Annotated in this window: 20 protein-coding genes and 1 pseudogene; 3 read left to right on the plus strand and 18 right to left on the minus strand. The window is 70.4% G+C overall.

Features of this window, described 5'->3' with window-relative positions; genetic code table 11:
- Positions 1–112: 112 nt before the first annotated feature.
- From AOK17_RS23030 to pgsA, 15 genes are all read right to left on the minus strand, one after another.
- Positions 113–652: an adenine phosphoribosyltransferase gene (locus AOK17_RS23030; protein ID WP_055614436.1), complete on the minus strand. Its 540-nt coding sequence runs from the start codon at positions 650–652 to the stop codon at positions 113–115.
- Positions 649–1,782, minus strand: a complete 1,134-nt coding sequence (gene secF / locus AOK17_RS23035) for a protein translocase subunit SecF (RefSeq protein WP_055614437.1) — start codon at positions 1,780–1,782, stop codon at positions 649–651. Before secF ends, AOK17_RS23030 begins: the two co-directional genes overlap by 4 nt.
- Position 1,783: 1 nt before the next feature.
- Positions 1,784–3,541: a protein translocase subunit SecD gene (gene secD, locus AOK17_RS23040; RefSeq protein ID WP_055614456.1), complete on the minus strand. Its 1,758-nt coding sequence runs from the start codon at positions 3,539–3,541 to the stop codon at positions 1,784–1,786.
- 141 nt (positions 3,542–3,682) lie between these two features.
- Positions 3,683–4,180: a preprotein translocase subunit YajC gene (yajC, locus tag AOK17_RS23045; protein ID WP_055614438.1), complete on the minus strand. Its 498-nt coding sequence runs from the start codon at positions 4,178–4,180 to the stop codon at positions 3,683–3,685.
- A 164-nt stretch (positions 4,181–4,344) separates the two neighbouring features.
- Positions 4,345–5,415, minus strand: coding sequence for a Holliday junction branch migration DNA helicase RuvB (gene ruvB, locus AOK17_RS23050; RefSeq protein WP_055614439.1), 1,071 nt, complete (start codon positions 5,413–5,415; stop codon positions 4,345–4,347).
- 160 nt (positions 5,416–5,575) lie between these two features.
- Positions 5,576–6,184, minus strand: a complete 609-nt coding sequence (ruvA, locus tag AOK17_RS23055) for a Holliday junction branch migration protein RuvA (protein ID WP_055614440.1) — start codon at positions 6,182–6,184, stop codon at positions 5,576–5,578.
- Positions 6,181–6,798, minus strand: coding sequence for a crossover junction endodeoxyribonuclease RuvC (gene ruvC / locus AOK17_RS23060; protein ID WP_055614441.1), 618 nt, complete (start codon positions 6,796–6,798; stop codon positions 6,181–6,183). The genes ruvA and ruvC overlap by 4 nt, the downstream gene beginning before the upstream one ends.
- Before the next feature lie 162 nt (positions 6,799–6,960).
- Entirely contained in the window at positions 6,961–7,713 is a 753-nt protein-coding gene (locus tag AOK17_RS23065) for a YebC/PmpR family DNA-binding transcriptional regulator (RefSeq protein WP_055614442.1), read from the minus strand.
- 51 nt (positions 7,714–7,764) lie between these two features.
- Entirely contained in the window at positions 7,765–8,370 is a 606-nt protein-coding gene (pdxT, locus tag AOK17_RS23070) for a pyridoxal 5'-phosphate synthase glutaminase subunit PdxT (RefSeq protein WP_055614443.1), read from the minus strand.
- Positions 8,371–8,377: 7 nt separating this feature from the next.
- Positions 8,378–9,301 (minus strand): pyridoxal 5'-phosphate synthase lyase subunit PdxS, encoded by a 924-nt coding sequence (gene pdxS / locus AOK17_RS23075; RefSeq protein WP_055614444.1) that lies wholly within the window; start codon positions 9,299–9,301, stop codon positions 8,378–8,380.
- A gap of 233 nt (positions 9,302–9,534) precedes the next feature.
- Positions 9,535–10,080: a hypothetical protein gene (locus AOK17_RS23080; RefSeq protein WP_055614445.1), complete on the minus strand. Its 546-nt coding sequence runs from the start codon at positions 10,078–10,080 to the stop codon at positions 9,535–9,537.
- 483 nt (positions 10,081–10,563) lie between these two features.
- Positions 10,564–10,911: a hypothetical protein gene (locus AOK17_RS23085; RefSeq protein ID WP_157881377.1), complete on the minus strand. Its 348-nt coding sequence runs from the start codon at positions 10,909–10,911 to the stop codon at positions 10,564–10,566.
- 18 nt (positions 10,912–10,929) lie between these two features.
- A complete protein-coding gene (locus AOK17_RS23090) occupies positions 10,930–12,099 on the minus strand; it encodes a glycosyltransferase family 4 protein (RefSeq protein ID WP_055614447.1) in 1,170 nt (389 codons plus the stop codon).
- Positions 12,096–13,022 carry a phosphatidylinositol mannoside acyltransferase gene (locus AOK17_RS23095; protein ID WP_055614448.1) on the minus strand — a complete coding sequence of 309 codons (927 nt, stop codon included), beginning with the start codon at positions 13,020–13,022 and terminating at the stop codon, positions 12,096–12,098. The genes AOK17_RS23090 and AOK17_RS23095 overlap by 4 nt, the downstream gene beginning before the upstream one ends.
- Complete coding sequence (gene pgsA / locus AOK17_RS23100; RefSeq protein WP_079053223.1) at positions 13,019–13,780, minus strand: phosphatidylinositol phosphate synthase; 762 nt, start codon at positions 13,778–13,780, stop codon at positions 13,019–13,021. Before pgsA ends, AOK17_RS23095 begins: the two co-directional genes overlap by 4 nt.
- Positions 13,781–13,997: 217 nt before the next feature.
- Between pgsA and AOK17_RS23105 the strand changes: the two genes are divergently transcribed.
- Both AOK17_RS23105 and AOK17_RS23110 read left to right on the plus strand, forming a co-directional pair.
- Positions 13,998–16,196, plus strand: a complete 2,199-nt coding sequence (locus AOK17_RS23105) for an elongation factor G-like protein EF-G2 (protein WP_055614450.1) — start codon at positions 13,998–14,000, stop codon at positions 16,194–16,196.
- Between the two features lie 169 nt (positions 16,197–16,365).
- Positions 16,366–18,033, plus strand: a complete 1,668-nt coding sequence (locus AOK17_RS23110) for a hypothetical protein (protein ID WP_055614451.1) — start codon at positions 16,366–16,368, stop codon at positions 18,031–18,033.
- Between the two features lie 87 nt (positions 18,034–18,120).
- On the opposite strand, the gene AOK17_RS23115 is transcribed toward AOK17_RS23110, so the two are convergent.
- Entirely contained in the window at positions 18,121–18,681 is a 561-nt protein-coding gene (locus tag AOK17_RS23115) for an HIT family protein (RefSeq protein WP_055614452.1), read from the minus strand.
- A gap of 67 nt (positions 18,682–18,748) precedes the next feature.
- Here AOK17_RS23115 and AOK17_RS23120 point away from each other — a divergent pair, with 67 nt between their 5' ends.
- Positions 18,749–19,462 (plus strand): potassium channel family protein, encoded by a 714-nt coding sequence (locus AOK17_RS23120; protein WP_055614453.1) that lies wholly within the window; start codon positions 18,749–18,751, stop codon positions 19,460–19,462.
- Between the two features lie 78 nt (positions 19,463–19,540).
- Here the strand turns inward: AOK17_RS23120 and thrS are convergent, their stop codons facing one another.
- Together thrS and AOK17_RS23130 are read right to left on the minus strand one after the other, a co-directional pair.
- A complete protein-coding gene (thrS, locus tag AOK17_RS23125) occupies positions 19,541–21,517 on the minus strand; it encodes a threonine--tRNA ligase (RefSeq protein WP_055614454.1) in 1,977 nt (658 codons plus the stop codon).
- A 156-nt stretch (positions 21,518–21,673) separates the two neighbouring features.
- Positions 21,674–22,450, minus strand: a pseudogene (locus AOK17_RS23130) (hypothetical protein); the annotation flags it as partial.

The raw sequence follows: 22,450 nt of genomic DNA on the forward strand, positions 1-22,450 counted from the left end.
GACCGCCTTCTACGGGAGAAACGCGAGAGGCGGGCACCGGATTCCTCCGGGCCCGCCTCCGCGGTGTCCTGCGGGTGCCTCAGACGTGTCGTACAGGCGCCTCAGGGGTTGCTCAGACCTTGAGCAGCGCCTCCAGCGGGGCGCCGTCCAGGGCCGGCTCCAGCCGGGCACGGCCGCCCAGGAAACCGAGCTCCATGAGGACGGCGACGCCGGCGACCCGGGCACCGGCCCGGCGGATCAGCCGGAGCGAGGCCTCGGCGGTGCCACCGGTGGCGAGGACGTCGTCGACGACCATCACGCGGTCCTCCGCGCTCAGGTCCTCGGCGTGCACCTCGATCTCGGCGGAGCCGTACTCCAGGTCGTACGTCTGGCCGAGCGTCGCTCCGGGGAGCTTGCCCGCCTTGCGTACGGGGATGAAGCCGAGCCCTGCGCGGACCGCGACGGGCGCGCCCAGGATGAAGCCGCGGGCCTCCAGGCCGACGATCTTCGTGGCGCCGTTGCGGACACTGATCTCTGCCAGCGCGTCGGTGAGCGCCGTGAACGCCGCCGGGTCGGCCAGGAGCGGGGTGATGTCCTTGAACATCACTCCCGGCTCCGGATAGTCCGCGACGTCACGGATACGGCTGAGCAGCAGCTCCTCGATACCGGTCATCGGCGCTTCCCCGACGGCCGGCCGCGCCCCCTGCCACGGGACGACGGCTGGGCCCGCTGGGCGCGCGGTCCGACGACCGCAGGGGTCGCGTCGTCGTCCTCGCGGTCCTCGTCGTCGTAGCGCTCGTCGACGACCGGGGCCTCCAGGGACTCGCCCTTCGCGGCTGCCGCGGCCCGCTTGGCGAGCACGCGCTTGCGCAGGGCCTTCATCTGCGGCTCGCGCTCCTTGAGGTCGGCGACGAGCGGCGTGGCGATGAAGATCGAGGAGTACGCACCGGCCGCGAGGCCGACGAACAGCGACAGCGAGATGTCGTTGAGCATGCCCGCGCCGAGCACACCGCCACCGATGAACAGCAGGCCGCCGACCGGGAGCAGCGCGACGACCGTGGTGTTGATGGAACGCACCAGGGTGCCGTTGATCGAGCGGTCCGCGATCTCGCTGTAGGTCCAGCGGGTCTGTTTGGTGATGTCCTTCGTCTGCTCCTTGAGACTGTCGAAGACGACGACGGTGTCGTAGAGCGAATAACCGAGGATCGTCAGCAGACCGATCACCGTGCCTGGCGTGACCTCGAAGCCGACCAGGGCGTAGACGCCGACGGTGATGGTGATGTCGTGGATGAGCGCCACGAGGGCGGCCACGGCCATTCGCCACTCGAAGGCGATGGCCAGATAGATCACCACCAGGACCAGGAAGATCGCCAGGCCCTGCCAGGCCTTGTTGGCGACCTGATCACCCCAGCTGGGGCCGACCAGGTCGGCGTTGATCTTCTCCGCGTCGACCTTCAGGTCCTTGGCGAGCTCCTGCTTGATCTGGTCGGACTTGCCGGTGTCGATGCCGGCGATCTGGATGCGCAGTCCGCCGTTGCCGAGCTTCTGGACGATCGCGTCGTGGCCGGAGGCCTCTTCCGCGTACGTCTCGGCCTGGCTCACCGAGATGCTGGTCTTCTCGGTGGTGAAGACGGCGCCGCCCTGGAACTCGATGCCCATGTTCAGGCCGCGCACCGCCAGGCCGACGATGGCCGTGATGGTGATCAGGATGGAGATGCCGTACCAGAGCTTGCGCTTGCCGACGAAGTCGTAGCCGATCTCGCCGCGGTGGAGCCGGGCGCCGAGGGTGCCGAGTTTCGACATCTCAGGCCTCCTTCGTGTCGACGGGAGCGGACACGCGACGGGTACGGCGCAGCGGCGGCTGGACGCCCAGTCGCTTCGGGTCGAGGCCGGACCAGCTGTGGCCCTCCGCGAAGAACTTCTTGCGGGCGAGGATCGTCATCAGCGGCTTGGTGAAGAAGAAGACGACGACCACGTCGAGCAGGGTGGTCAGACCGAGCGTGAACGCGAAGCCCTGGACCTTGCCGACCGTGACGACGAAGAGCACGGCCGCGGCGAGGAACGACACGAAGTCGGAGACCAGGATGGTGCGCCGGGCGCGCGGCCAGCCGCGCTCGACCGCGGGCCGCAGCGTACGGCCCTCACGGATCTCGTCACGGATGCGTTCGAAGAACACGATGAACGAGTCCGCCGTGATGCCGATGGCCACGATGGCGCCGCAGACCGCCGGCAGGTTCAGGGCGAAGCCGATGGCCGGGCCGAGCAGCGACATGATCACGTAGGTCATGACCGCGGAGACCAGCAGCGACGCGATGGCGATGAGCGACAGACCCCGGTAGTAGGCCACCAGGTAGATGATGACCAGCGCCAGACCGATGGCGCCGGCGATCAGACCGGCCTCCAGCTGCTCGCCGCCGAGCGCGGCGGTGACGGTGGTGACGCTCGCCTCCGTGAAGGTGAGCGGCAGCGCGCCGTACGACAGCATGTTGGCCAGGTCCTCGGCCTCCTGCTGCTTGAAGCTGCCGGAGATCTCCGCGCTGCCGCCGGTCAGCGCCTGGCTGACGAACGGGTCGGAGACGACCTCACCGTCGAGGACGATGGCGAACTGGTTCTGCGGGGACTGGTTCTGCGCCAGCTTGCCCGTGATGCTCGCGAACTTCTTGGCTCCCTTGGACGTGAAGTCCATGGTGACCTTCCAGCCCGCGGCACCCTGGGTGTCGAACAGGGCCGAGGCCTTGTCGACGTCGGTGCCCTCGACCTCGGCCGGGCCGAGGATGTACTTCTGCCACTGGCCCTGGGAGTTCTGACCACAGGCCACGGTCGGGTCCGAGGCCTTGACGCCGTCACCGGCCTTCGCGCGGACCGTCTTCTTGGAGCAGTCGAGCGCGGTGTACTGCGCCTGGAGCTTGGCGGTCGCCGGGTCGGTGCTCGCGGACGGCGAGGCGGACGGGCTGGACGAAGGGGAACCGCTCCCGGACGGGGTGGGGTCGGCCTTCAGCGCGTCGGTGACCGCGCGGCCCTGCGTGCTGGACGTGGCCGAGGGGGTCGTGGAGGAGGTGGCCTTGTCGGTGGCCTTGTCCTTGTCGCTGTCCTTGTCCGAACCCGTGGAGGCGCTGCTGGAGGCGCTCGGCGAGGGGCTGGCCGCCGGGTCCCCACCGGAGACCTCGGTGGTCAGGACGGGACGGAAGTAGAGCTTGGCGGTGGTGCCGACCTGTTCCCGGGCCTGCTCGGAGTTGGTGCCCTTGGGGATGTTGACGATGATGTTGCTCTCGCCCTGGGTCTGCACCTCCGCCTCGGTGACGCCCAGACCGTTGACACGGCGGTTCATGATGTCGACCGCGGTGTTCATGTTGGTCGGGTTGATCGCGTTCTTCTGGCCCGGCTCGTTCTTCGCCTGGAGCGTGATGCTCGTACCGCCGGCGAGGTCGATGCCGAGGCGCGGCGTCGTGTGTCCGGAGGCGAACATGCCGCCGGTGAGCGCCACGATGGCGATCAGGATCAGGGCCAAGGTGCGCCCCGGCCTGCCCTGGGTGCCCTGTCGGCCCTTCTTAGGTGCTGCCACCTTCTCGTTCTCCCTCTTCGTCCGCCCGGTGACCGAAGTACCTGCGCGGACGGGCATGAATGGTGTCGAGATTCCGTGCGAAGCCACACGTCCCGGGGACCGCGGCGCGCGAGCGGCGCACTCCGCGGTCCCCGGTCATGACTACTTCGCGTCGGACTCGCCGTCGGACTTCTTCAGGTCAGCCTCATCGGCCTTCTTCGGCTCCGCGTCGGCGGACTCCTCGACGGGCTCGTCGGCCGCGTCCTTCTTGCCGAGGTCGATGGGCTTGTCGTCGGAAGCGTCGGCGGGCTCGTCGGTCTCGGTGAGGGAGGAGGCGTCGTCCGGGACGACGGACTCGTCTTCCTTGAGGTCGTGCTCGATGCCGTGAACGAGGCGGTTGTACTCGTCGTCGCTGAGGACCGCGCCGATCGCGTTCTTCGCGAAGAGCAGGTCGACGCCCGGGCCTGCGTCAAGGAGGACCGTGTCCTCGTTGACCTCCTTCACCGTTGCGTACATGCCACCGATCGTGCGGACGCCGGAGCCGGGCTGCATGTCGTTGCGCATCTGCGCAGCCGCATTCTGCTTCTTCTTGGCCGACCGGGTCATCAGGAACATGGCCCCGATGAGCACGATGAACGGGAGGAGGGTCACGAGACTCACGGGACGGAACTTCCTTCATTCGACCGCGATGGTGAGCGGCCTGATGGATGGGGGTATGTACGCCGCCGGCAAAGGCGGCATCGGCGGAGTCTAAGCGAGTCCGCCGTCAAGGAACAACGCTCAGCATGGCACCGGGGTTCCTGACCTCGCGAGCCCCCTCGCCGTCACGCCCCGAACAGGTCCTGTTGTCCGTTTCCACCGGTTGACGGCCGGGGCGGGGTGAGGCCGAAATGGGCCCATGCCGCCGGTGTGGCCACCCGCCCGCGGGGCGTACGGGCCAGTAGCCCCTCACGGACGAGGAAGGGCTCGGCGACCTCCTCCACGGTCTCGCGCTCCTCCCCCACCGCGACGGCGAGAGTGGACAGACCGACCGGGCCGCCGCCGAAGAGCTTGATCAGCGCTTCGAGGACACCGCGGTCCAGGCGGTCGAGGCCTCGGCTGTCCACTTCGTAGACGGCGAGGGCGGCGCCGGCGATCTCGCGGGTGACGAAGCCGTCGGCCTTGACCTGGGCGTAGTCGCGGACTCGGCGGAGGAGCCGGTTGGCGATACGGGGTGTGCCACGGGAGCGGCCCGCGATCTCGGCGGCGCCCGCGGGGTCGATCTCGACGTCCAGCAGGTTCGCGGAGCGGTGGATGACGCGCTCCAGCTCGGCGGGCTCGTAGAACTCCATGTGGGCGGTGAAACCGAAGCGGTCCCGCAGCGGGGGCGGCAGCAGGCCCGCGCGCGTGGTGGCGCCGACGAGCGTGAAGGGCGGCAGTTCGAGCGGGATGGCGGTGGCGCCCGGGCCCTTGCCGACGATCACGTCGACCCGGAAGTCCTCCATCGCCATGTAGAGCATCTCCTCGGCGGGCCGCGACATGCGGTGGATCTCGTCGAGGAAGAGGACCTCGCCCTCCTGGAGGGAGGAGAGGATCGCGGCGAGGTCGCCCGCGTGCTGGATGGCGGGGCCGCTGGTGATGCGGATGGGGGCTTCCATCTCGGCGGCGATGATCATCGAGAGGGTGGTCTTGCCGAGGCCGGGGGCGCCGGAGAGCAGGACGTGGTCGGCGGTGGCGCCACGCGCGCGTGCGGCCCGCAGGACGAGGTCGAGCTGCTCGCGGACCTTCTCCTGGCCGATGAACTCGCCGAGGTCCTTGGGGCGCAGGGCGGCCTCGACGGCCTGCTCCTCATGGTCGGCGGACGCACCGACGAGCCGCTCGGCGGTGTCGTCGTCGGCCGTGTCGTCCCAGTTCATGTGCTGTGCCTCGCGAGGTAGTGGGTCCGGGTCGTACGAGCATGGGGCGGGCGGTGCCGCGCTCCGGAGGGGCGTGGGGCCGTATCGATTGCGGCTCTGCCGCGTGGGCGCGACCGGCCGCAACGGACCCGCAGTTTCACGACCGCACCTCCGGCTGGGCTCAACGCGCTCTGTTGAGGGTCTGCAGGGCGGCCTTCAACAGCTGGCCGATCTGCGGCGTCCCGGCCGCCTCCGCCTGCGGCGCCACCGCGGAGACCGCCTCGTCGGCCTCGCGGGTCGCGTACCCGAGGCCGATCAGCGCGGCGTGCAGCTGCTCGCGCCAGCCGGCCGTGACGGGGGTGCCGATGGCATGGCCGCCGGTGCCGAGGGGCTCGCCGAGGCGGTCCTTGAGCTCCAGGAGGAGCTTCTGGGCGCCCTTCTTGCCGATGCCCGGGACGGCGGTGAGGGTCTTCTCGTCGCCGGTGGACACCGCGCGGCGCAGGGCGTCGGGGCTGTGCACCGCGAGCATGGCCTGGGCCAGCCGCGGGCCGACACCGCTCGCGGTCTGCAGCAGCTCGAAGGTCCCCCGCTCGTCGTCGTCGGCGAAGCCGTACAGCGTCAGCGAGTCCTCCCGTACGACGAGGGAGGTGGCGAGCTTGGCCTGCCGGCCCATGCGGAGTCCGGAGAGCGTGTTCGGCGTGCACTGGACCGCGATGCCGATGCCGCCCACCTCGACCACCGCGGAGTCGGGCGCGAGGGCGGCGACGGGGCCGCTGACGAAGGCGATCATGCGGTACGGCCTTTCGGTGCTTGTTGCGATGCGGGTTTCGACGCGTGGTTCGGTGCTTGCCGCGATGCGGCTTTCGACGCGTGCAGGGCGGCGGCCTGCTGGAGCCGGTTCTGCGCGACGGCCTGCTGCAGGCGGTTCTGGGCGGGCGCGCGCCAGATGTGGCAGATCGCGAGGGCGAGGGCGTCCGCCGCGTCGGCGGGCTTCGGGGGTGCGTCGAGCCGGAGCAGCCTGGTGACCATGGCACCGACCTGGGCCTTGTCCGCGCGGCCGTTACCGGTGACGGCGGCCTTGACCTCGCTCGGCGTGTGCAGGGCCACGGGAATCCCGCGCCGGGCGGCGCACAGCATGGCGACCGCGCTGGCCTGGGCCGTGCCCATCACCGTACGGACGTTGTGCTGGCTGAACACCCGCTCCACCGCGACGAATTCGGGCCGGTACTCGTCGAGCCACTGCTCGATGCCCTGCTCGATGGCGACGAGGCGCTGCCCCAACTCCGCGTCGGCGGGCGTCCGTACGACACCGACGCCGTGCATGGTCAGGGGCCGGCCGGCGACGCCTTCGACCACACCGACACCGCACCGGGTCAGTCCGGGGTCAACGCCCAGTACCCGCACCCGCCCCCTCCTTCGATCTCCCCAGCCACCGCTGGGAGGTGCCCCCAGTTTGTGCAGGCTATCGGGTGCCACCGACATCGCTTGCCAGCGACGCCCGACAAAGCGACGGGCCGACGGAGTGTGTCCCGTCGGCCCGTTGAACCCGTGCGGCTCGTGGCGGCGCTACGCGTCCACCTTCTCCATGACCTCGTCGCTCACGTCGAAGTTGGCGAAGACGTTCTGCACGTCGTCGCTGTCCTCAAGGGCGTCGATGAGCTTGAAGATCTTCCTGGCGCCCTCCTCGTCCAGCTCGACCTGCATGGTCGGGACGAAGTTGGCGTCGGCGGAGTCGTAGTCGATCCCGGCGTCCTGGAGGGCGGTGCGCACCGCGACCAGGTCGGTGGCCTCGGAGATGACCTCGAAGGACTCGCCCAGGTCGTTGACCTCCTCGGCGCCGGCGTCGAGCACGGCACCCAGGACGTCGTCCTCGCCCAGCTCGCCCTTGGGGACGATCACGACGCCCTTGCGGTTGAACAGGTACGAGACGGAGCCCGGGTCGGCCATGTTGCCGCCGTTGCGGGTCATGGCGACGCGGACGTCCGAGGCGGCGCGGTTGCGGTTGTCGGTGAGGCACTCGATGAGCACCGCGACACCGTTCGGACCGTAGCCCTCGTACATGATCGTCTCGTAGTCGGCGCCACCGGCTTCGAGACCGGCGCCGCGCTTGACCGCGGAGTCGATGTTCTTGTTCGGGACCGAGCTCTTCTTGGCCTTCTGGATGGCGTCGAAGAGCGTCGGGTTACCGGCGGGGTCGGCACCGCCGGTGCGGGCCGCGACCTCGATGTTCTTGATCATCTTCGCGAAGAGCTTGCCGCGCTTGGCGTCGATCACGGCCTTCTTGTGCTTCGTCGTAGCCCATTTAGAGTGGCCGGACATCTGCCTGTCTCCTTCGCGTAACCCAACTCTTTACGAACCCCAGGAATCCTACTAGGACCCCGGAGCCAGGTTCGCGCGCACCATCTCGACGAACAGGCCGTGCACGCGGTGGTCGCCGGTCAGTTCCGGGTGGAACGACGTGGCGAGCGCGTTGCCCTGACGTACGGCGACGATGTGGCCGTCGTGCTCGGCCAGCACCTCTGTCTCCGCACCCACGGACTCGACCCAGGGGGCGCGGATGAAGACGCCGTCCACAGGATCGCCCTCCACACCCTTCACGTCGACCGTCGCCTCGAAGGATTCGTTCTGCCGTCCGAAGGCGTTGCGCCGCACGATCATGTCGATGCCGCCGATGGTCTCCTGGCCCGAGCGCGGGTCGAGGATCTTGTCGGCGAGCATGATCATGCCCGCGCAGGTGCCGTATACGGGCATACCGGCCCGCACGCGCGCGCGGAGGGGCTCCATCAGGCCGAAGAGGACGGCCAGTTTGGAGATGGTCGTGGACTCGCCGCCCGGGATGACGAGTCCGTCGACCTCGGCGAGTTCCTCGGGGCGCCGCACCGCCCTGCCCACGGCGTCCGCCGCGGCCAGGGCGACCAGGTGCTCCCGTACGTCGCCCTGGAGAGCCAGGACACCTACGACAGGTACTTCGGTCATGGGTGGGTTACCAGCCACGGTTCGCGTAGCGCTCGGCCTCGGGGAGGGTGTCGCAGTTGATGCCGACCATGGCCTCGCCGAGGTTGCGGGACGCCTCCGCGATGATCTTCGGGTCGTCGTAGAAGGTGGTGGCCTTCACGATGGCGGCGGCGCGCTTGGCCGGGTCGCCGGACTTGAAGATGCCGGAGCCGACGAAGACGCCCTCGGCGCCGAGCTGGCGCATCAGCGCGGCGTCGGCCGGGGTGGCCACGCCACCGGCGGAGAACAGGACGACCGGGAGCTTGCCGAGCTCGGCGACCTCCTTGACGATCTCGTACGGGGCGCGCAGCTCCTTGGCGGCGGCGTACAGCTCGTTGTTGTCGTAGCCGCGCAGCTTGGCGATCTCGTTCTTGATCTGGCGCAGGTGGCGGACCGCCTCGACGACGTTGCCGGTGCCGGCCTCGCCCTTGGAGCGGATCATGGCGGCGCCCTCGGCTATGCGGCGCAGGGCCTCGCCCAGGTTCGTGGCGCCACAGACGAAGGGGGTCGTGAAGGCCCACTTGTCGGAGTGGTTGACCTCGTCGGCGGGGGTGAGGACCTCGGACTCGTCGATGTAGTCGACGCCGAGGGACTGCAGGACCTGGGCCTCCACGAAGTGGCCGATGCGCGACTTGGCCATCACCGGGATGGAGACGGCCTCGATGATGCCCTCGATCATGTCGGGGTCGGACATGCGCGCCACACCGCCGTCCTTGCGGATGTCGGCGGGCACGCGCTCCAGGGCCATGACGGCCACGGCGCCCGCGTCCTCGGCGATCTTCGCCTGCTCCGGCGTGACGACGTCCATGATCACGCCGCCCTTGAGCTGCTCGGCCATGCCGCGCTTCACACGCGCGGTGCCGGTGGCAGGGGTGTCGGTGGACTGGGCGGGAGTGGAGAGCGTGCTGGACAAGGGTTGACCTCACTCGGTGAAAGAGGGCTTCTACAGACACCGAGGAAACGCTTGAGGACCAGGCCACTGCAAGGGCCAATGGGGAGGCGGTGGCTCATTTTCCCGGCCCTGGGGGCGCGTTTCCCGTGGTCAGGCCGGGCGGTCGGGGCTGTGACCAGGGACGTCGGGTGCTGTGGCCGACGGCGTCGAATCCTCTGCCCGGAGGCCCTCTTCGGGGTCCACGCGCGCGTGGACTACGTTCCCGGGCGGTCCGCGAGGGCGACCGGAGCCTCGTCGTCCATCTCGAACGCCAGCGGGAAGGGCGCGTGGCCGGCCAGCCGGAACCAGCGCACCTTGCGGTGGCGGCGCAGGGCGCGGGCCGCCCGTACGGCGTCGTTGTGGAAGCGCCGGGCCATCGGAACCCGGCGGACCGCCTGGGCGAGTTCACGTGCCGCGTCCTCGCCACCGGGGACCGCCTGAACCGCCTCGACCTGCTGGACCTCTCCGAAGACGGCCCGCAGCGCCTGGCTGAGGTCGCTCTCGGCGACCTCCCTGTTGTCCTCCTCGGCCTGGCGGGCCGCGTGCGCCGCTTCGTAGAGCACCATCGAGGCGGCCGGGTCGAGCACTCCGGAAGTGGCCAGTTCCTGTGCCACCGACGCCCTCCGGAGCAACTGCGCGTCGAGCGCGGCCCGCGCCGCGTCGATCCGCGAGTGCAACCGGTCGAGCCGGCCCGCGGTCCAGCTCAGGTAGAGGCCGATCGCCACGAGGGCGACCACGATCCAGATCAGTGTGGAGGTCACGGTCGCACACGCTACCGGTGCGCCCCGGGCCGCCCGCCCCGGCATGGCCCCACACGACGATCAGCGACCGAGCTGCGGGAAGGCGCCGCGGGCCGCTACGCCCGCACATGCCCGCACGGCGCGGCACATCCGTACGCCCGCACCGCCACACACCCACGCGTCCGCACCGCCGCACCGGCGCACCGGCGCACCGGCACAGCAACCCCGGTGACCTGCCGTCAGATCCGGACGCCGCTGCCGCCATCCCGCCCAAGGCCTCGCACTCGACAGCCCCGGCCACTCCGGTCTCGGCGGCAAGATCGGCCCACAACCGCCCGGAAAACAGGGCGAGTTCGAGCTCGGGCCCCGTACGCGGGCCGCGCCGCAGCAGTGCTCTCACGGGCCCACCGGGTCGACGCCGCAACCTCCCCGGGACGCGGAAGGGCGGCCCGGCCCCTCCGTCGCCCCGGCAGCCCCGCCATACGCGGGGCGCCTACGCGAGCGTCAGTCGTTCAGCTCTCCGGGTGCCCCGACCGCCGGGCCGACCTCATGTGCGGCGTCGGCGCTCACGATCGTGAACCGCATGGAGCAGATGTCCTCCGGCACGGCCTCGACCCGGCGCCCGAGCCGTTGCTCGATGATCCGCGCCACCGCGAAGAGCCGGATGCGCTCCTCCGGCGTGTGCGCGGGGAAGACGGCCCAGCCCTGGCGGGCCAGCTGCGCGCCGATCTCGGTGGCGAAGACCGAGCGGCTGCGGAGCTCCTCCTCGGCCGTCAGAGGAGTCCTGGTGGCCTCCTGGGGCACTTCCCGGACATCACCACGTACGTCCCCCGAGCCATGTGCGTCCCACACCGCGCGCGTCCCCCGCCCTCAGTCCCGCACCAGGCCGAGTCGGGCCAGCAGCCCGCCCGGCTCGTCGGGCTCGTCTGCGGCGACCGCGGCGGCGCCGTCGGTGACCGTCTCGTAGACGGACAGGATGTCCGCGCCGACCGTCGACCAGTCGAAGCGCCGCACATGCGCGCTCCCCCGCGCGCGCAGTTCCGCGCGGCGCGCAGGATCGCCGAGCAGCCGCAGCGCCGAGGCGGCCAGCGCGTCGGCGTCCTCGTTGGCGAACAGTTCGCCCGCCGCGCCCTGGTCGAGGACCTGCGCGAACGCGTCGAGGTCGGAGGCGAGCACGGGCGCGCCCGCCGACATGGCCTCGACGAGGATGATCCCGAAGCTCTCGCCGCCGGTGTTGGGCGCGACGTACAGGTCGACGCTGCGCAGGAACCGCGCCTTGTCGTCGTCGCTCACCATGCCGAGGAACTCGACGCGCGACCGGAGCTCCGCGGGGAGCTTCTCGACGGCCTCCTCCTCGTCACCGCGCCCGGCGACAAGGAGCCGCGTCCCCGGCCGCTCGGCGAGGATCTTCGGCAGCGCCTTCATGAGGACCGGCAGGCCCTTGCGGGGCTCGTCGATACGCCCTATGAAGCCGATCGTGTCCCCCTGCCACTCGGCCTTGGGCTCCGCCTTCGCGAAGAAGTCCACGTCGACGCCGTTCGGGATGACGACGGCGTCACCGCCCAGGTGCTCGACGAGGGTGCGCCGCGCGTACTCGCTCACCGCGATGCGTGCCCTGATCTTCTCCAGTGCGGGCTGCAGGATCGGGTACGCGGCGATCATCGCCCGGGACCGCGGGTTCGACGTGTGGAAGGTGGCGACGATCGGCCCCTGCGCGGCCCAGCAGGCCAGCAGGCCCAGCGACGGCGAGGCCGGCTCGTGGATGTGGATCACGTCGAACGTGCCGTCGTGCAGCCAGCGCCGCACCCGCGCGGCCGACAGGAACCCGAAGTTGAGGCGCGCGACCGAGCCGTTGTACGGCACCGGGACGGCCCGGCCCGCCGAGACGACGTACGGCGGAAGGGGGGTGTCGTCGTCGGCCGGAGCGAGGACGGACACGTCGTGTCCGAGGTCGATGAGGTGGTCCGCCAGATCGCGGATGTGGAACTGGACTCCCCCGGGCACGTCCCAGGAGTACGGGCAGACGATGCCGATTCTCACGGCTGTTCCCCCTCGGCCGGCCCGGAGCGGGGCTCCAGGTCGGCGAGCCACAAGCGCTGCAGCATGTGCCAGTCCTCCGGATGGTCGGCGATACCCGTGGCGAAGGCGTCGGCCAGCGCCTGCGTCATGACAGACGTCTTCTCGGCCCGGCTACCTGACTCGGGGACGTCGACGGGCGGATGGACCCGGCCCCGCATCACGGGCGAGTCGTCGTACCAGAGTGTCACCGGCAGCAGCAGCGCACCGGTCTGCTGGGCGAGCAGCGCCGGGCCCGCGGGCATCCGGGTGGCGTCCCCGAAGAACTTGACCTCGACCCCGGAGGCCGACAGATCGCGCTCGGCGACCAGGCAGACGAGGCCACCGTCGCGCAGCCGCCGGGCCAGCGTGCCGAACGCGGTGCCGCCGCTGTGCGGCAGGACCTCCATGCCGAGGCTCTCGCGGTAGGCGACGAACCGGTCGTAGAGCTTCGCCGGCTCCAGCCGCTCGGCGACCGTCGTGAACGGCGTCTCCAGCTTGGTGGTGACCCAGGCGCCGGCGAGGTCCCAGTTGGCCAGGTGCGGCAGCGCGAGGATGACGCCCTTGCCGGAGGCGAGCGCGTCGGTGAGGTTGTGGATGTCCTTCGCGTCGAAGCCGCCCTTGATGCGTTCCTTGCTCCAGGCGGGCAGCCGGAAGGACTCCATCCAGTAGCGCAGGTACGAGCGCATGCCGGCCCTGGAGAGCTCGTTGAGCTGCTCCGGGGTCGCGTCGGGCAGCACGCGCGCGTAGTTGGATTCGAGGCGTCGTACGCCCTTGCCGCGCCGCTTCCAGGCGACGTCGGCGATGGTCCGGCCCAGGCGCACGGCGACGGGCTCGGGGAGCTTCTTGACGGCCCCCCAGCCCGCTGCGTACGCCGCGTACGTCAGCTGGCCCTTCAGACCGCTCACGGTGTGGCCTCGCTGCTCTGCGAGGCGTTGTCCGGGGAGGCGGTGGCGGAGGGAGAGGCCTCGGCCGCGGCATCCGCCTCGGCGGACTCCCGGCGGACCGTGACGACGCGCTGGATCAGCGTGACGACACTGCCCACGGCGACGATCCACAGCGCGATGGGCAGCAGGATCTCGATACCGGGCACGCCGAACGTCTTGTGGAAGCCCGCGAGACCCGCCGCGACCAGCGAGATCACCAGGCGCTCGGCACGCTCGACGAGGCCGTTGACGGCGACGGGCAGGCCGATCGACTCGCCGCGGGCCTTCGTGTACGACACCACCTGACCGCTGGCCAGGCAGAAGATCGAGACGGCGCACAGGACGTTGTCGTCGCCCCCGCCCGCGTACCAGAGTGCGAATCCGCCGAAGATCGCGCTGTCGGCGACCCGGTCGAGCGTCGAGTCGAGGAAGGCGCCCCAGCGGCTGGAGCGGCCCAGCTGGCGTGCCATGTTGCCGTCGACGAGGTCCGAGAACACGAACAGCGTGATGACGATCGTGCCCCAGAAGAGTTCCCCCCTGGGGTAGAAGACCAGTGCGCCCGCCATCACTCCGGCCGTGCCCAGGAGGGTGACCGTGTCGGGGCTTACCCCCCGGCGGATGAGAAACGCGGCGAACGGTGTGAGGACACGCGTGAAGAATGCACGCGCGTACTTGTTCAGCATGGCCTTCCCGAGGGTCGGTGTGGCCGCGCGGCCCCTGCTGGCCACCGGCTGGCCCATCGTAGCCACGCGTGCGCTTGTGCGACGGTCGGGCACCCGCGCCCCGGGTCACGTCCTGATGACATCCGTGGGACGGCGCGATCGCGTCCGTTGTATGGACGCACCGTGACACGAGTGCAAAGCTCGAAGACACCGCGGGCGTCATCGGAGCCGCCACCGCACGCGGCACCGCGCGTCCGCGCCCACAGTGACCTCACCGTGTACGGGAGGCAAGGCCATGGGCGACAAGGCGAATGCACACCCCGGAGCCGCCGGCAGGGCTACGGCGGCCGACCACCCCGCGTCCGTACGGAATGTGGTGCTGGTCGGCCACTCCGGATCGGGCAAGACGACTCTGGTGGAAGCTCTCGCGCTGACGGCGGGGGCGGTGAACAGGGCGGGCCGTGTGGAGGACGGCGGCACCGTCTCCGACTACGACGAGATCGAGCACCGGCAGCAACGCTCGGTACAGCTCTCCCTGGTACCCGTCGACTGGGACGGATACAAGATCAATATTCTCGACACACCCGGATACGCCGATTTCGTCGGCGAGTTGAGGGCCGGTCTGCGAGCGGCGGACGCGGCCCTTTTCGTCGTCTCGGCCTCGGACGGGGTGGACGGCTCGACGCGCATGGTGTGGGAGGAGTGCGCGGCGGTCGGGATGCCGCGGGCCATCGTGATCACGCACCTGGAGTCGGCCAGGGCGGACTTCGACGAGATGACGCGGACCTGCGCGGAGGCCTTCGGGGCCGACGACCCCGACGCCGTACTGCCGCTGTACCTGCCGCTGCACGGCCCGCAGGGTCCCGACGGGCACGCGCCCGTGACGGGTCTGATCGGGCTGCTGTCGCAGCGGCTGTTCGACTACTCCTCCGGGGAGCGCAAGGAGTCCGAGCCGGGCCCCGAGCAGCTGCCGCTCATCGAGGAGGCCCGCAACCGGCTGATCGAAGGGATCATCGCCGAGAGCGAGGACGAGACCCTCATGGACCGCTATCTCGGCGGCGAGGAACTCGACTTCAGGACACTCGTGCAGGACCTGGAACGGGCCGTCGCGCGCGGGATCTTCTTCCCGGTGCTGGCCGCCGCGCCCGCCGCCGAGGGCGCCAAGCAGGGTCTCGGCACGGTGGAGCTCCTTGAACTGATCACCGGCGGTTTCCCGACCCCGCTGGAGCGCGAGGCCCCGACGGTCACCACCCCGGACGGCAAGGCCCGCCAGGTGAAGGCCTGCGACCCGGACGGGCCGCTGGTCGCCGAGGTCGTGAAGACCGCGTCCGACCCGTACGTCGGCCGGGTGTCGATGGTCCGCGTGTTCTCCGGGACACTGCGCCCCGACGAGACGGTGCACGTCTCCGGACACGGGCTCGCCGACCGCGGCCACGAGGACCACGACGTCGACGAGCGCATCGGCGGACTGTCAGCCCCGTTCGGCAAGCAGCAGCGCGCCCTCACGCACGCCATCGCGGGCGACCTCGCCTGCGTGGCCAAGCTGAACCGCGCCGAGACCGGCGACACGCTCTCCTCCAAGGACGACCCGCTGCTCATGGAGCCGTGGGAGATGCCCGACCCGCTGCTGCCCCTCGCCATCCAGGCGCACAGCAAGGCGGACGAGGACAAGCTGTCGCAGGGCCTGGGCCGGCTGGTCGCCGAGGACCCGACGATGCGGCTCGAACAGAACCAGGACACCCACCAGGTCGTCCTGTGGTGTCTGGGCGAGGCTCACGCCGACGTCGCCCTGGAACGGCTGCGCAGCCGCTACGGCGTCCAGGTCGATGTCGTACCGCACAAGGTCTCCCTGCGGGAGACGTTCGCCGACAGGTCGGCCGGGCGCGGCCGTCATGTGAAGCAGTCGGGCGGGCACGGGCAGTACGCGATCTGCGCCATCGAGGTGGAGCCGCTGCCCGGGGGATCCGGCATCGAGTTCGTCGACAAGGTCGTCGGCGGGGCCGTGCCGCGGCAGTTCATCCCGTCCGTCGAGAAGGGCGTGCGCGCGCAGGCCGCCAGGGGCGTGGCCGCGGGCTACGCGCTGATCGACATCCGGATCACACTGCTCGACGGCAAGGCGCACTCGGTGGACTCCTCGGACGCCGCGTTCCAGACCGCAGGCGCGCTCGCCCTGCGCGAGGCCGCGGTCGACGCCCGGATCCATCTCCTGGAACCGGTCGCCGAAGTGACGGTCCTGGTCGGCGACGAGTACGTGGGCGCCGTGATGAGCGACCTGTCCGGTCGGCGCGGCCGAGTCGTCGGCACCGAGCAGGCCGGCGGCAACCGCACGCTCGTACGGGCCGAGGTCCCCGAGATCGAGATCGGGCGGTACGGCGTCGACCTGCGCTCTCTCTCGCACGGCACCGCGCGTTTCAACCGCACATACGCCCGACACGAGCCGATGCCTGCCCAGTTGGCGGAGAAAATCCGCGAACAGACGCAGGGAAACCCCTAGTTGAAGCACCGCTCGAATACCCCTCCGGGCCGGCGGGCAGCTTGGGCTGTCCGCCGACGGATGTCCGTCCCGGCGGATACTCTGAGAACCTGATCAAGACGATGACCTGATCAACAGGTGTGCGGAGCACCGAAGTCGGGAAAAGCCGCAGCAGCGGAGCACGGCGGCGATGGGGGCGGCAGTGGCGGACGACGGATTCGATTTCAGGCCCGGAGCGCAGGTACCGCTCTCTGGTGCCGCAGGCCAGACGGCGGCGACATTCGCCCTGGCCTCGGCGGCGTACCGGGACAACGAGATCGGGGAGATCCTCAAAGCCAACAACGAATGGCACAAGTCGACGGTCAAGGAGGGCAAGCTCAAGCTCTTCGTGCCCAACCTGGGCGAGGCGTTCGCGCGGGCCGTGCACGACCGGATGCTCGGCAGCGGCCGCAACGCGCTCATCCAGTCCTTCGGCACCGAACCCCAGGTCGTCGTCGAGCACTGCCTGGCGGCGAACCGCATCCGCAGGGAGCGCGACAACTGGCTGACGGCGGTGACGGTGCTGTGCGGGCTGATCTTCCTGCCCGGGCTCATCGCCTGGCTGCTGGTCTTCCAGATCCGCACGATGATCGCCAAGCGTGAGGACAAGCGCGCCTCCGCCCTGGCCACCACCCTCCTCATCGCCTTCGGCGCGCTCGCCGTGGTCTTCCTGCTCCGGCTGCCGTTCGGCGGCTTCTGGGCCTGGTACGCACGCGCGGCGATCGTCATGCCGGTCGTCGGCTGGTTCTGGGCGCAGCAGATCTGCGAGCGCACGGCCAAGGACCTGCGCGCCCGCTGGGAGGGCCTCCTGTCGGGCGGCGGCGTCGGGGCCAAGATCCCCGAGGCGGTGCCCGGCAGCCCCGGTGAGACGGCCGCGGAGTCGCTGCGCCAGAACCTGGCCAAGCTGAGCGCCGAGCAGCAGTCCAACTCCGTCTTCTACGCGGGCCCCAAGGGCATACTCGGCATGGGCACGCGCTGGGGCAGCTGGCAGCTCGCCGAGGATCTGGTGGCGCTCGACGAGAGCAAGGAGATCCACCCCTTCCGCAGCTGGGACGTCATCCGGTCGATCCACGACCAACTGCGCATGCTGGAGCGCGGCCCGCTCAACACCGGCGGCTTCCCGCGCCCCTCGATAAAGCACTGGGTGGTCACCCCGATCGGGGAGAACGCGGGCTCGGTGTCCCGGCCCGGCGGTACGGACGTGGACGCGTACCAGGTGAAGAACCACGCCATTCAGGACATCTGCAACAAGCAGCAGTTCGGCAGCGGCGACCGGCACTACCTCGGGATCCAGTGGACGCTCTGGGACGGCCAGTTGGTCATCACCATGCTGATCACGGTGACCGTGCTGCACGAGACCCTGCGCATCGAGGTCACCGGCCACGCGCTCGGGCCCGTGCACTCGCTGTTCACGACCAAGCCCGCGGCGAAGACGAAGCAGATCGCGAAGTCCTTCAAGCCCTGGGAGACCCGCTCGAAGAAGCTGCCGCTCGTCGACACCGACGAGGTGGTGCGCCTCGCGGTCCGCGCCCCGATCACCTGGTACCCGCCGCTGCTCAACTGGCTCGGCGGCAGCCTGGCGCTCCCGGAGCCGTTCGGCCTGCGGCACGCGTGGGCCGATCAGCCCTGGCGGCACCGCTTCATGGCCGACGACGCGCTGCGGGCGGCCACGCCCGTCCTTCGCGTGGTGCACGCGGCGTCCATCAAGGTCCTCAAGGAGAACGGCGTCGACACCGAGAAGTTCGGCAACCGCTCGTCGTTCCTGAGCACGGCGATCCAGGACGCGTCACCGAGGAAGGCGGACGTGTACGACGCGTGAGCCCCCGGCGGTTCGGCAGGTGGGGTGCGCGCAGATCGTGCGGGTCGTGGGGGCTGAGCGCGCAGTTCCCCGCGCCCCTTACGGGGCTCAGGGCGTCGGCCAGGCCTCCGCGAGCATCTTCCGTGTGTCCGCCAGCAGTTGGGGCAGTACCCGCGTGTGTCCGACCACCGGCATGAAGTTGGTGTCGCCGCCCCAGCGGGGCACGAGGTGCTGATGCAGGTGCGCGGCGATACCGGCGCCCGCGACCGAGCCCTGGTTCATCCCGATGTTGAACCCGTGCGCGCCGGAGGCGGCCCGCAGCGCGGTCATCGCCTGCTTCGTCAGTTCGCCGAGCTCGGCGGTCTCCGCCACGGTCAGGTCGGTGTAGTCCGCGACGTGCCGGTAGGGCACGACCATCAGGTGCCCGCCGTTGTACGGGTACAGGTTGAGCACCGCGTAGACCTGCTCGCCGCGCTTGATGACGAGCCCGTCCTCGTCGGACTTGGCCGGGATCGAGCAGAACGGACAGCCGTCGTCGGCCCCGGGACCGGTGGGCTTGTTCTCGCCCTGGATGTACGCCATCCGGTGGGGCGTCCACAGGCGCTGGAACGCGTCCTGTGTGCCGACTCCGATCTGCTGCTCCGGCTCACTCGTCATGTGGTGCAGCATATGGCTTCGCCCGTTCGCGGCGTGTCGCCGGGTACCACGTGAAAGGGCCTCCGGCCAAGCTGAGCCGATGGACGACGACAGCCGCACGACCCGCTGGGAACACCGCGCCGAGGTCCCGCTCGCCGTGGCCTCGATGCTGTTCCTCACCGCGTACGCCATCCATGTCCTCGCCCACGGTCTGCCCGACGCGTGGCGGGACCTGTGTCTCGCTGTGACCCTGGCGAGCTGGGGGATGTTCGCCGTGGACTACGCCGTGCGCTGGCGGCTGAGCGGCCAGGGCCACCGCTTCGTACGGACGCACTGGCTGGACACGGTCGTCCTGATCCTGCCCCTGCTGCGTCCCGTGCGCGTGGTCAAGGTGTACGAGGCCGTCCAGCGCCGGCAGGGACGGCCGCGGCTCTCCCTGCACGCGCGCGTGATCACCTACGCGGGCCTCTCGGTGGCCCTGCTCGGCTTCGCGGGCGCGCTCGCCGTGTACCAGCAGGAGCACGCGGCGCCGGGCGCGACGATCCGTACCTTCGGGGACTCGGTGTGGTGGACCTGCTCCACGCTCGCGACCGTGGGATACGGCGACGTGACTCCCGTGACGGCCGCCGGACGCGTGATCGCGGTGGGCCTGATGGCCTGCGGGCTCGCGCTGCTCGGCGCGGTGACGGGGTCGTTCTCGGCGTGGCTGCTGCAGGTGTTCTCCAGCGAGGACGAGCGCCGGGCGGCAGCCCCCGCGCCGGACGAGCGCCCCGCCGCGCCCCCTGCGAACCGCGAGAGGCCCCCGGAGAGCTGAGCTCTCCGGGGGCCTCCGGGCGCCTTCACGACCGTACGGCCGGGCGATCGCGTACGGGGATCGGGCCCGCGTCCGCGATCAGACCTGGACCCGCTCCTCGACCACCTTCGCGATCTTCGCGATGGCCTCGTCGAGCGGGATGCCGTTCTCCTGGGAGCCGTCGCGGTAGCGGAAGGAGACCGAGCCGCCCGCCATGTCCTCGTCGCCCGCGATGACCATGAAGGGGACCTTCTGCTTCTGGGCGTTGCGGATCTTCTTCTGCATCCGGTCGGAGGACGAGTCGACCTCGACCCGCAGGCCCTTCTTCTTCGCCTCGGCGGCGAACTTCTGCAGGTAGTCCACGTGCGCGTCGCCGATCGGGATGCCGACCGCCTGGACGGGTGCCAGCCACGCCGGGAACGCGCCCGCGTAGTGCTCGAGGAGGACCGCGAAGAAGCGCTCGATCGACCCGAACAGCGCTCGGTGGATCATCACCGGCCGCTGCTTGGTGCCGTCGGGGCCCGTGTACTCCAGGTCGAAGCGCTCCGGCAGGTTGAAGTCGAGCTGCACGGTCGACATCTGCCAGGTCCGGCCGATCGCGTCCTTGGTCTGGACGGAGATCTTCGGGCCGTAGAACGCGGCGCCGCCCGGGTCCGGGACCAGCGGGAGGCCCTGCTTCTCGGCCACCTGCCGCAGCGTCTCGGTGGCCTCCTCCCAGATCTCGTCGGAGCCGACGAACTTCTCCGGGTCCTTGGTGGAGAGCTCCAGGTAGAAGTCGGTCAGGCCGTAGTCCCGCAGCAGGCCGAGGACGAAGGTGAGCGTCTTGTCGAGCTCCTCCGCCATCTGCTCCTTGGTGCAGTAGATGTGCGCGTCGTCCTGCGTGAAGCCCCGGGCACGGGTCAGACCGTGCACGACGCCCGACTTCTCGTACCGGTACACGGTCCCGAACTCGAAGAGGCGCAGCGGCAGTTCACGGTACGAACGGCCGCGCGCGTCGAAGATCAGGTTGTGCATCGGGCAGTTCATGGGCTTGAGGTAGTAGTCCACGCCCTCGTCGAGCTGCATGGGCGGGTACATGCCGTCGGCGTACCAGTCCAGGTGCCCGGACGTCTCGAAGAGCTTCCCCTTCGTGGCGTGCGGGGTGTAGACGAACTCGTAGCCCTCTTCCTCATGGCGGCGCCGCGAGTAGTCCTCCATGACCCGGCGGACGACGCCGCCCTTGGGGTGGAAGACGGCCAGACCGGAGCCGATCTGCTCCGGGATGGAGAACAGGTCCAGCTCGCTGCCGAGCTTGCGGTGGTCGCGCTTCTCGGCCTCGGCGAGGAACTCCAGGTGCGCCTTCAGCTCGTCCTTCGACGGCCACGCGGTGCCGTAGATGCGCTGGAGCATCGGGTTCTTCTCGCTGCCCCGCCAGTACGCGGCGGCGTTGCGCATCAGCTTGAACGCCGGGATGTTCCGGGTGGTCGGCAGGTGGGGACCGCGGCACAGGTCCTTCCAGCACAGGTCACCGGTCTTGGCGTCGAGGTTGTCGTAGATCGTCAGCTCGCCGCCGCCGACCTCGACGTCCGCGCCGTCGTCGGTCGAGGCGGAGCCCTTGATCCCGATCAGTTCGAGCTTGTACGGCTCCGAAGCGAGCTCCTCGCGAGCCGCCTCGTCGGTGACCACGCGACGGGAGAACCTCTGCCCCCGCTTCTGGATCTCCTGCATCTTCTTCTCGACGGCCTTGAGATCCTCGGGCGTGAAGGGCTTCTCCACGTCGAAGTCGTAGTAGAAGCCGTCCTTGACCGGCGGGCCGATGCCCAGCTTGGCCTCGGGGAACAGCTCCTGCACGGCCTGCGCCATGACGTGCGCGGTGGAGTGGCGCAGGATGTTGAGACCGTCCTCGGAGGAGATCTCGACGCTCTCGACGGTCTCGCCGTCCTGCACCTCGTACGCGAGGTCCTTGAGTTCGCCCGCCACGCGGGCCGCGACGATGGTGCGCTCACCGGCGAAGAGCTCGGCCGCCGTAGTGCCCGTCGTCACCACGCGCTCTTCCCGCTCGGAATCGCGTTGGATGATCACACGGACGTCTGACACCGGACTCTCCTGCCTGAAGGGAAACGCGCGCGGTCGTCTGGCGCACGCGTAATACAAGGGCGATCGTACCGAGCCCGGGGCACCCGTAGCGAAACGGTTCCCGCTCCCCCGCCCAGCACCCGTCCCACGCGCGCGGCCCGCGTCCGCGGGGAACCATCAGTCCCCGCTGCACGCCTCCTCGAAGAAGTCGAGGTTCTCCTGCAGCGACTTCATCAGCCGGTCCCGCTCCGCCTCGTCGACCTGCACGGGTGCCACCCCGGACGCCCCGGTCAGCCGCCGGAACCCGCCCCGGCTCTCCAGCCGCCCGTGCATCCGCACCGGCAGCCCGACCAGATGGGCGTGCCCCGCTATCCGGTACGCCTCCTCGTCGAGCGTCATCCGTACGTGCGGGACCTCGGCCCCGGCGATGACCCGCAGCCGTACGCTCCCGTCGCCGCGCGGCCCCGACCTGCGCATCCGCACCACGGCTCCGGTGATGCGCACGGGCACGGAGGGTTCCTCGCGCAGATAGCGGGCGCCGGCCTCGCGGAGCGCGGGCAGGTCGCCGGGCGAGAACTCGACGGGTTCGGCGGGCGTCGCGCACCCCTCGGGCACACCGGCGGCGGGCGCCCACTCGACGGCGATCCGGGCGCCCTCGGTGCCGCGCACCAGGGACGCCAGCGCCTCGGTGAGCTCATGGCTCACGCCTGCCTCGACAGCCCCGTCGAAGGCGTCCATGCCGCCGGTCGCGCGCTTGTAGTCGATGGCCTCGCGGGCCGCGTACAACGCCTGGTGGAGGCGGACGGCGAGCGGCCGGCCGGTGGCAACCGGCACGAAGGCGGTGAGCTGCCGGCCGCCGGGGGCGGCTCCGACGAGCACGTTCTCCAGGGACGCGGCGGCGGGCCTGCGGTGGCGGGCGCCGTAGTAGCCCGCACGCGCGCGTGCCGCCAGGGC

The sequence above is a fragment of the Streptomyces phaeochromogenes genome, from assembly GCF_001418655.1.
GTDB classification, from domain to species: Bacteria; Actinomycetota; Actinomycetes; order Streptomycetales; family Streptomycetaceae; genus Streptomyces; species Streptomyces phaeochromogenes.